The organism is Mesorhizobium sp. M0761 (assembly GCF_040320205.1).
Taxonomy (GTDB): domain Bacteria; phylum Pseudomonadota; class Alphaproteobacteria; order Rhizobiales; family Rhizobiaceae; genus Mesorhizobium.
The window spans coordinates 184,818-192,469 of record NZ_JAMYPF010000012.1 but is presented as its reverse complement, the minus strand read 5'-3'; the positions used below and the strand labels follow the sequence as shown (position 1 = coordinate 192,469).

The 7,652-nt window shown below is 61.3% G+C and carries 8 protein-coding genes; 4 read left to right on the top strand and 4 right to left on the bottom strand.

All coding sequences use genetic code 11. The features are described from left to right. Window positions 1–269: 269 nt before the first annotated feature. Window positions 270–890, top strand: coding sequence for a hypothetical protein (locus NKI32_RS20600; RefSeq protein ID WP_050596050.1), 621 nt, complete (start codon window positions 270–272; stop codon window positions 888–890). A 53-nt stretch (window positions 891–943) separates the two neighbouring features. On the opposite strand, the gene NKI32_RS20595 is transcribed toward NKI32_RS20600, so the two are convergent. From NKI32_RS20595 to NKI32_RS20585, 3 genes are all read right to left on the bottom strand, one after another. After that, on the bottom strand, window positions 944–2,092 hold the full coding sequence (locus NKI32_RS20595) for an extracellular catalytic domain type 1 short-chain-length polyhydroxyalkanoate depolymerase (RefSeq protein WP_353003386.1): 1,149 nt from the start codon (window positions 2,090–2,092) through the stop codon (window positions 944–946). Between the two features lie 208 nt (window positions 2,093–2,300). Further along, window positions 2,301–3,287: an aldo/keto reductase gene (locus NKI32_RS20590; protein WP_023691890.1), complete on the bottom strand. Its 987-nt coding sequence runs from the start codon at window positions 3,285–3,287 to the stop codon at window positions 2,301–2,303. A 225-nt stretch (window positions 3,288–3,512) separates the two neighbouring features. Further along, window positions 3,513–4,253 carry a FadR/GntR family transcriptional regulator gene (locus tag NKI32_RS20585; RefSeq protein WP_023691891.1) on the bottom strand — a complete coding sequence of 247 codons (741 nt, stop codon included), beginning with the start codon at window positions 4,251–4,253 and terminating at the stop codon, window positions 3,513–3,515. A 122-nt stretch (window positions 4,254–4,375) separates the two neighbouring features. Between NKI32_RS20585 and NKI32_RS20580 the strand changes: the two genes are divergently transcribed. The 3 genes from NKI32_RS20580 to NKI32_RS20570 all read left to right on the top strand — a co-directional run bounded on the left by NKI32_RS20580 (window position 4,376) and on the right by NKI32_RS20570 (window position 6,457). Next, the gene (locus tag NKI32_RS20580; RefSeq protein ID WP_353003383.1) at window positions 4,376–5,281 is read left to right on the top strand and encodes an NAD(P)-dependent oxidoreductase; all 906 of its coding nucleotides are present in this window, start codon (window positions 4,376–4,378) and stop codon (window positions 5,279–5,281) included. A gap of 276 nt (window positions 5,282–5,557) precedes the next feature. Further along, window positions 5,558–5,989 carry a Panacea domain-containing protein gene (locus tag NKI32_RS20575; protein ID WP_353003381.1) on the top strand — a complete coding sequence of 144 codons (432 nt, stop codon included), beginning with the start codon at window positions 5,558–5,560 and terminating at the stop codon, window positions 5,987–5,989. Further along, window positions 5,990–6,457: a hypothetical protein gene (locus tag NKI32_RS20570; protein WP_352624773.1), complete on the top strand. Its 468-nt coding sequence runs from the start codon at window positions 5,990–5,992 to the stop codon at window positions 6,455–6,457. Window positions 6,458–6,498: 41 nt separating this feature from the next. Here the strand turns inward: NKI32_RS20570 and NKI32_RS20565 are convergent, their stop codons facing one another. Further along, a complete protein-coding gene (locus NKI32_RS20565; RefSeq protein ID WP_352624775.1) occupies window positions 6,499–7,515 on the bottom strand; it encodes a P63C domain-containing protein in 1,017 nt (338 codons plus the stop codon). Window positions 7,516–7,652: the final 137 nt, after the last annotated feature.

Here is a 7,652-nt window from a genome sequence, read left to right as displayed (position 1 = left end):
CCCCCCCCCCCCCCCCCCCCCCCCCCCCCCCCCCCCCCCCCCCCCCCCCCCACCCCACCCCCCCCCCCCCCCCCCCCCCCCCCCCCCCCCCCCCCCCCCGCCCCCCCGCCCCGCGGGGCCGAGGGTGCTGTCGGCGCGCTGCAAGCGACGTTCAGATTCGGCCGTAAGGGGGCGGGTTCTCATCGGACCTGCCCCTTTTCGCTGTTGCCTTGGCTTTACCGGCTCTTGCCGTGTTAGCATCGAACCAACGAAACCAGCCCCAGGAAGGCATGAGCCCGTCCCCGCAACTGATTGCCGAATGGCCGTTGTCGCCGTCAGCGACACTCGGGTCCGCCGTGCGCTCCAAGGGGATCGAACGTGAAGTCAGAGCCCGCCTGCCATGGGCAGTCAGGAAGCACGTCAAGGCCGAGACGGGGCGCATCGCATTGCGAATGTCGAGATCCGAAGCGGAAGCGTTCAAGGCCGCCTCTGCCAGTATCTCCAAAACACTGGAGGGAGTGGAGGCGCTGCCTGTGCTTCCACGCGAGGTCGAGGATATCCTTACGATCTCTTCGCGCGAGCGCCACAAATGGCTCAAGGACGGTCGGCTGCAAAGCGCCGGCACACGCACCGTCAAGATGCGTGGGCGATCAAAGTCTGTCACCTTCCACGTTTTCGACCCACGCCACATCGAGGACGTCCTGGACCGCGATCTGGCAACCGTGTGGAGAGAGCAGGATGTCCAGGAAGTCGCCGAGAACAGGCGGCGCGGCGCGGGCAAGGCCGCGTTGACGCGCGCGGGAAAGGGCACCGACCAGGCTCGCACTGCGAGGAAGGCCCGGGACACGGACGGCCCGGCGCCCGGATTGAAGGGCTGGGATGCGTTCGAGGACGAAGGCCTGCTGCGATAATGATGCTGGCGCTTGCCCTTGTATTTTGGGCGTGTGCGGGGCGAGCCTCAGCCTCAGCGCATCAATCCCGCTGCCCGCAGCGCGTCCTCGATGACCTTGGTAATCCCGCCCGCCGGACCGCCTGGCGGATTGACAGGCTCCGGGGCCGGATCGACACGGACGGCTCGCGGTTTTTCCTTCGGCGAGAAAGGCTGCAATGCAGTGCCTGAACCGGCCTCGGCTTTCGCCGTGCGTCGTACCTCTGGCTTCGTCAGCCCCCAGAAACGGGCGATGTGGCGCGTCGAGGAAATCCCGACATCCAGCATGAACGGCCCTGCTTTGCCCAGAGCATTGTCGCCGCTCGCCTGCAATGGCGTGCCATGGCCCATGCCGGCAATGCTGTATGCCTCGACCACGTCGCGGCCTTTGCCATCGGACCAGACTTTGCGGCTCTGACCGTCGACCTTTTCCGTGCGTGTCGGCGCTTGAGCGAGGCCGTGCACGCCCTGCCATTGCGCCAGCACCGCGCCGGCATTGGAAGGCACCACGGTCGTGTCGGCCGAGCCCTGCCAGATCGAAATCCTCGGCCACGGCCCCTTGTGCGGCGAAGCCTCCCGCAACAGACGCTGCAGGTCGGTTCTGGACGGGCCGCCATGGCCACGCATGCGGTCGAAGGCTTCGGGGATGGTCGAGGCGCTGCCATAGGCAAGCCCGGCAATGATCGCGCCACCGGCAAACACGTCCGGATAGGTCGCCAGCATCACCGCCGCCATGGCGCCGCCGGCGGAAAGACCGGTGACGAAGATTCGCTTGCGGTCGAGACCGTGGGTGAGGACAGCCGCCTCGATCATCTGGCGGATGGACAGTGCCTCGCCGCTGTCGCGGCTTACATCGCCCGGCACGAACCAGTTGAAGCAAAGATTGGCGTTGTTGGCGCGCTGCTGCTCGGGGAAAAGCACGGCAAAACCCTGCTCGTGGGCGAGCTCGGTCCAGCCGGAACCATAGTCGTACGCGGCGGCAGTCTGGGTACAGCCATGCAGCACCACGACCAGCGCCGCCTGCTTCGGCAGGTTTTCAGCAAGATAAAACCGCGCGCGCAAGGCGCCGGGATTGGACCCGAACCCTGTCATCTCGGACAGGTGGTCGTCCTTGCTCTGTCCTGTACCGGCTGGCCGGCCGCGCATCGCGCTCAGCCGGGCGATCGTATCGGATATGTCTCGCAAATCGGTATCCTTGCGCGCCGGAATGGGCAGACTCGTGCACACAACGCACACGCAGCAATATCGTTGCTGCACTGCACAATAACAAGCGGCGCCGCCGATTAAATGACCGATGGATCATAGAATCCGCTGCACGGCTTGTGACGGACGAACGCAATTTGGCCCGGCTGACCTCTGGTCAGTCAGCCGGTCGAGGCCGGCAGGCGCCGGGTTACCAGCGCTGATGCACGTAGGGCTTGATGTTCTCATCATAGACCGCCTTCACCTTGGCCATCAACTCGGAGGACAACGGCGCAAGCTCCGCCGCTTCCGCATTGGAAACCGCCTGCGCCGGATTGCGGGCGCCCGGGATGACGACCGTCACCGCGTCGAACATCAGGATCCAGCGCAGCGCGAATTTCGCCATGGTGGTGTCGCCTGACACCAGCGGCCGCACCTTCTCGACCGCCGCCAGCCCGACCTCATAGGGCACGCCCGAAAACGTCTCGCCGACATCGAAGGCTTCGCCATTCCTGTTGAACAGGCGATGGTCGGTGGTCTCGAACTTTGTGTCGGCCCTGAACTTGCCGGACAGCAGGCCGCTGGCCAGCGGTACGCGGGCGATGACGGCGACATCGTTCTTCTTCGCCTGGTCGAAGAACAGCTCGGCCGGGCGCTGGCGAAAGGCGTTGAAGATGATCTGCACGCTGACGACACCGGGATATTGCATCGCCTTCAGCGCCTCTTCGACGCGCTCGACGCTGACGCCGTAATTGCGGATCTTGCCCTGCTCGGTGAGCTTGTCGAGACGCTCGAACACCTCCGGATGATAGTAGAGATCGGTCGGCGGGCAATGCAGCTGCACCAGGTCGAGCGTGTCGGTCTCGAGGTATGTCAGGCTGCGGTCGATCCAGCCGGTGAGGTTCTCGACGCTGTAGCCCTCGACGTTCTGCCTCGGCAACCGCCGTCCGGCCTTGGTGGCGATGAACGGGCGCGCGCCACCGCGTTCCTTCATCACCCGCGCGATCAGCTTTTCCGAACGGCCGTCGCCATAGACGTCGGCCGTGTCGAGGAAGCTGACGCCGGCGTCGAGCGCGGCATGCAGGGCGGCGACCGCATCGTCGTCATTGACCTCGCCCCAGGCGGCGCCGATCGCCCAGGCGCCGAAGCCGATCTCGCTGACTGATCTGCCGGTACGGCCAAATTTCCGTGACTGCATTTTGCTTCCTGACTTGCGGCTTTGATGACGGTTCTGATTTCGGGAGCCTCATACCGCATGGCAACGCGATTGACATCCCTCTTCCTGGGATTTACCAGATTACAGGGTTGTATGACAACGGGGTAAGACTGCAACAGTGGGAGCCGGGAGGAACATGTCGCTGATGCGCGAACTCTATCTCGGCGGGGTCGCCGGATGAGCAGTCCGTCAACCGTGGTTGGCCCCCTAATCGTGAACAGCTTTGTCGCGCAGATCCTCAAACCTGGCATAACTTTTGGTCAGATGGCTGCGCATGGCGCGCCGCGCGGCATTGACGTCCCTGGCTCCGATTGCCCCGAGAATGGCGCGATGCTCGCGCTGCATGCGGTCGAGATATTTTTCCCGCTCGGCCTCCGTCATCCGGTCGAGCCGCGTCCAATGGCGCGGGACCATGACGCTGCCGAACGTGTCGAACAGCCGGGTGAAATTCGGGTTCTGCGTCGCGGCGAGAATGGCGCGGTGGAAGCCGAAATCCTCTTCCGAGCCGGAGCCGCCGGCACGCACCGCCGCCTCCAGCGCGTCGAGCCGCGCGCTCATCTGTTGAAGCGCCGCCTCGCTGCGCCTTTGGGCAGCGAGGCCGGTCGCCTCCACCTCGATGCCCATGCGCAGTTCGAGCACGCGCAGCACCTCGTCGATCGATTCGAGATCGTCGGGCAGCACGGAAAACGTCTTCGGCGGCGGATCCTTGGCGACGAAGGCGCCGAGCCCCTGGCGCGTGGTAATCAGCCCGCGCGCACGCAGCGCCGCCAGCGCCTCGCGCACCACGGTGCGGCTGACGCCTGTGGCAGCAACAATCTCCTGCTCGGTCGGCAGCCGCTGCCCCGGCGCAAGGTCACCGGATTCGATCTGCGCAATCAGCGTGTTGACCAGACCCGTCCGCAGGTTGGGCGCCTGCGGTATGGCGTCGAAAGTCATGGGCTCCGCCATCGGTGGCACTCCGGTTCGATTCTTGTTCGAAGGCCGAATCTTATTCAAAGAATTGCATCGACGGGTGCCCGCCGCAAGGTGACGAAAGTTAAGCCCGCTGGCACGGGCCATGGGAGGATTGCATGAAAGAACGCATCGGCTTCATCGGCCTGGGCAGCATGGGCGCCGGCATGGCCGACAATCTGCTGCGCAAGGCCTGGCCGCTGACGGTCCATGTCCACCGCAGCCGCACCGCCGCCGACCGGCTGATCGCCGCCGGCGCCAGCGAGGCGGCAAGCCCGCGCGAACTCGCCGCCGTCAGCGACATCGTCATCCTGTGCGTCACCGGTTCGCGCGAGGTCGAAGCGCTGGTCAAGGGCGCGGACGGGCTTGCTGCGGCCAAGACGCCGTTGCTGATCATCGACTGCTCGACCTCCAACCCGTCATCGACGACAGCGCTTGCCGCCGACCTCGCGGAGCAGGGCATGATGCTGATCGACGCGCCGCTGGCGCGCACGCCCAAGGAAGCCACCGAGGGCAAGCTCGACGTCATGGTCGGCGGTGCGGCCGAAATCGTCGCCCGCGCCCGCCCGGTGCTGGAAGCCTTCGCCGCGCGTGTCGTCCACACCGGCCCGACCGGCAGCGGCCACACCATGAAGCTGCTCAACAATTTCGTTTCGATGGGCTATTCCGCGATCTATTCGGAAGCGCTGAGCCTCGGCGCCAAGGCCGGCCTGACGCCGCAGGTCTTCAACAGCGTCATCTCCGGCAGCCGCATGGATTGCGGCTTCTACCAGGCCTTCTTCGATTTCGTCTTGAACCGCAACGAAAACGCCCAGCGCTTCGCCATCGCCAATGCGCTGAAGGACATGACCTACCTCGCCTCCTTCGCCCAGGCCGCCGGCATCGCCAACCCGATCGGCGCCGCGGTGCGGAATGGATTTGCCACAGCGGTCACCACCGGCCACGGCGAGAAGTTCGTGCCGGCGCTGTCGGATATTGTGGCCGGGTTGAATGGGGTGTCGCTGGTGGAGGCGGCAAAGGCGTGATGGGAACTGCACGCCGCAATCCACCAACCCTCGCCCCAAATCCCCTAAGGCCGAATTGAAGCGAAAGGGTAGTGTCTCAGGTTGAAATTGGAACCATGCCTGTTGGGAACGGTTCCTTTAATCCTGTGGGTCATCCTATAAGCGGGCATGCTGCATCCAGCATTCATTGTGCGCCGCACAAAAGCCCCGTATTGTGCGTATTGTACATCGGGCATAGTGTGCCGATTCGAAGCTCTGGGGGCTTCTTCGGCTGGAACGCTGAGGAAGGAGCAGAAAATGGCAAATGTTTTCGACGTCGCGCAGTTCATCTTGGATGAGCAGGGTGAGTTGTCAGCCATGAAGCTGCAGAAGCTCGTTTACTATTCTCAGGCGTGGCACATGGTCTGGGCTGACGATCAGATATTCCACAATCGTATTGAAGCTTGGAAGGATGGCCCTGTCTGTCCAGATCTTTGGCGCGAGCACGCAAATACGTTTAAGGTTTCTCATATCGCAAAGGGCAATTCGGCAAATCTTTCCAAGCGCGAACGCCGCACGATTAAGAACGTGCTTAAGTTTTACGGCAAGCGCTCTGCCCAGTGGCTTAGCGACCTCACGCACTCAGAAGATCCATGGCTTGATGCGAGGCGCGGTGCTTCCGCCGGTGACCGCAGCACCGCCGAAATCAAGCCGTCCGCAATGCATGAATATTATTCGTCCTTGACGTAAATGGCGCGCAAGCAACCCAAGTACGCAAAAAAACCACGGGCTGGGGATGTGCGGATTCAATCCGATCCTGAGTCATACCTTAAACAGACACCGGTTTGGCGCTTCATCGACTTTGACTGGGATGGTCCGTGGGGACACGCATGTTGCGTTTCTCACGTTGCAAGCATCCGTACGCATGTCGAAAACCATCTGGCCTCATTTGAAACAATGACCTGGGCTGAAATATTAAAAGCCGCAGGAGGAAAGGGAGAGGGCAAGGGCAACAACAGCCATGACATTTCCAGGGACAAATTCAAGAAAGTCGTTCAAGAGAGGTTAACGAGTAAGAGTATCTTGGCGGACACGTTGTTTTCGCTGCGCCTCGATGCTGGGACAAGAATATATGGCGTTCGCGAGCGCAATTGCCTGCGTATTGTGTTTTTTGATCCTCACCACAAAGACAAAGAAAAGTGTGCGTACGAATACTGAATTCGCGTTTGTCTTTTGTCGAAGTGTCCTCGGTTGCCCGGCTAATCGTCAAAAAGCGACAACTGACCGTCACCCTTGCGGGGTAGCGCCTCGGGAAAGGCGCTATAGAACGACCGTTCAAACTGCTCTTTTGTTTTAACGGACCGCCCTATTCCGACGACCTGCCACATATGCTGCCGCAACGCCGGCAAGCCGACTTCGTCGCTCAGAAACTGAAATAGCTTAAACCTACGACCGCCGTTCGCGTAGACAACGGGGTTCTTTTCCTCAAGCTGTTCCAGTATCCCGCCATTGCTGTTGGCCAGCGGTACATAAATGTATTTACGCAGGAATTTCGCAAAAAAACGTGGGTGCTTTGAGCTATTCGGATTGATCCGCTTCAATCCATAGAGCTTGTACATCATGTCGAAGATGTCGTCCGGAAATTCGGCGTCTTCCCATTGCCGGAATTCGTCACGGATAAATTCCTGCCATAAGTTTCGGTATTCTTCCCGCCTTTTGTCCTCAATGAATCCCGTAGCCTCATCGATTAGAGCGATGATGCCGATCTTTGCCGCCGACCGCATGATAATCTCAGCTTGGCGCGCGAGAAACATCTGTGAAGGGAGAAGCTTGTCACGCCCTTCAATCAAAGCATCGCAAACCTCGATCAAAACGGTCGCTTCGTAGCCGTGGCCCGGATCCCCAATTAACGGCTTGAATTCAATGTGATTTTTGATTTTTTCCCATAGTTCATCGGGGATTATGGATCCTATTGTTTTACCCGAAAGCGTCTTCAGGAACGCGTTGCCGCCTTCCGATTTAAGCCCCAAGGCTTTTGCCATCGCTCGTTTCGAAACCAGGCGGCGGCGATCCCAAAGCACATAGACATCAATGTTAACGTCGCCAATTGGAAGCACACCCTCAGATCGAGCAAGGGGCAAACCTGTATCAAGATCCACCTTGGGGGCATGTCGCGCCAGCGCAGCGTTGCGGGCAATTTTCGTGCGTGTATCCGCAGACAGTTTGTCGGCCCGCGCCGATCCGCCGAGGCTCTGGGGAGTTTTCTTCGTTGCCATAGAATCATCTCCTGCTTGCTGCGCATAGGGGGTACTCTGCTTGCAGAAAATAGCAAGCAGAAAATTCAAACGCAGCCTTCGTTGCTTGCTGAGCTATCGGCCATCTCCGATGGCGCGATTGAGGCGCGGAAAGAAAC

Coding starts and splice junctions, on each gene's coding strand:
- NKI32_RS20600 (WP_050596050.1), top strand. CDS start 270: ATGAGCCCGTCCCCGCAACTGATTGCCGAATGGCCGTTGTCGCCGTCA.
- NKI32_RS20590 (WP_023691890.1), bottom strand. CDS start 3,287: ATGCAGTCACGGAAATTTGGCCGTACCGGCAGATCAGTCAGCGAGATC.
- NKI32_RS20585 (WP_023691891.1), bottom strand. CDS start 4,253: ATGGCGGAGCCCATGACTTTCGACGCCATACCGCAGGCGCCCAACCTG.
- NKI32_RS20580 (WP_353003383.1), top strand. CDS start 4,376: ATGAAAGAACGCATCGGCTTCATCGGCCTGGGCAGCATGGGCGCCGGC.
- NKI32_RS20575 (WP_353003381.1), top strand. CDS start 5,558: ATGGCAAATGTTTTCGACGTCGCGCAGTTCATCTTGGATGAGCAGGGT.
- NKI32_RS20570 (WP_352624773.1), top strand. CDS start 5,990: ATGGCGCGCAAGCAACCCAAGTACGCAAAAAAACCACGGGCTGGGGAT.
- NKI32_RS20565 (WP_352624775.1), bottom strand. CDS start 7,515: ATGGCAACGAAGAAAACTCCCCAGAGCCTCGGCGGATCGGCGCGGGCC.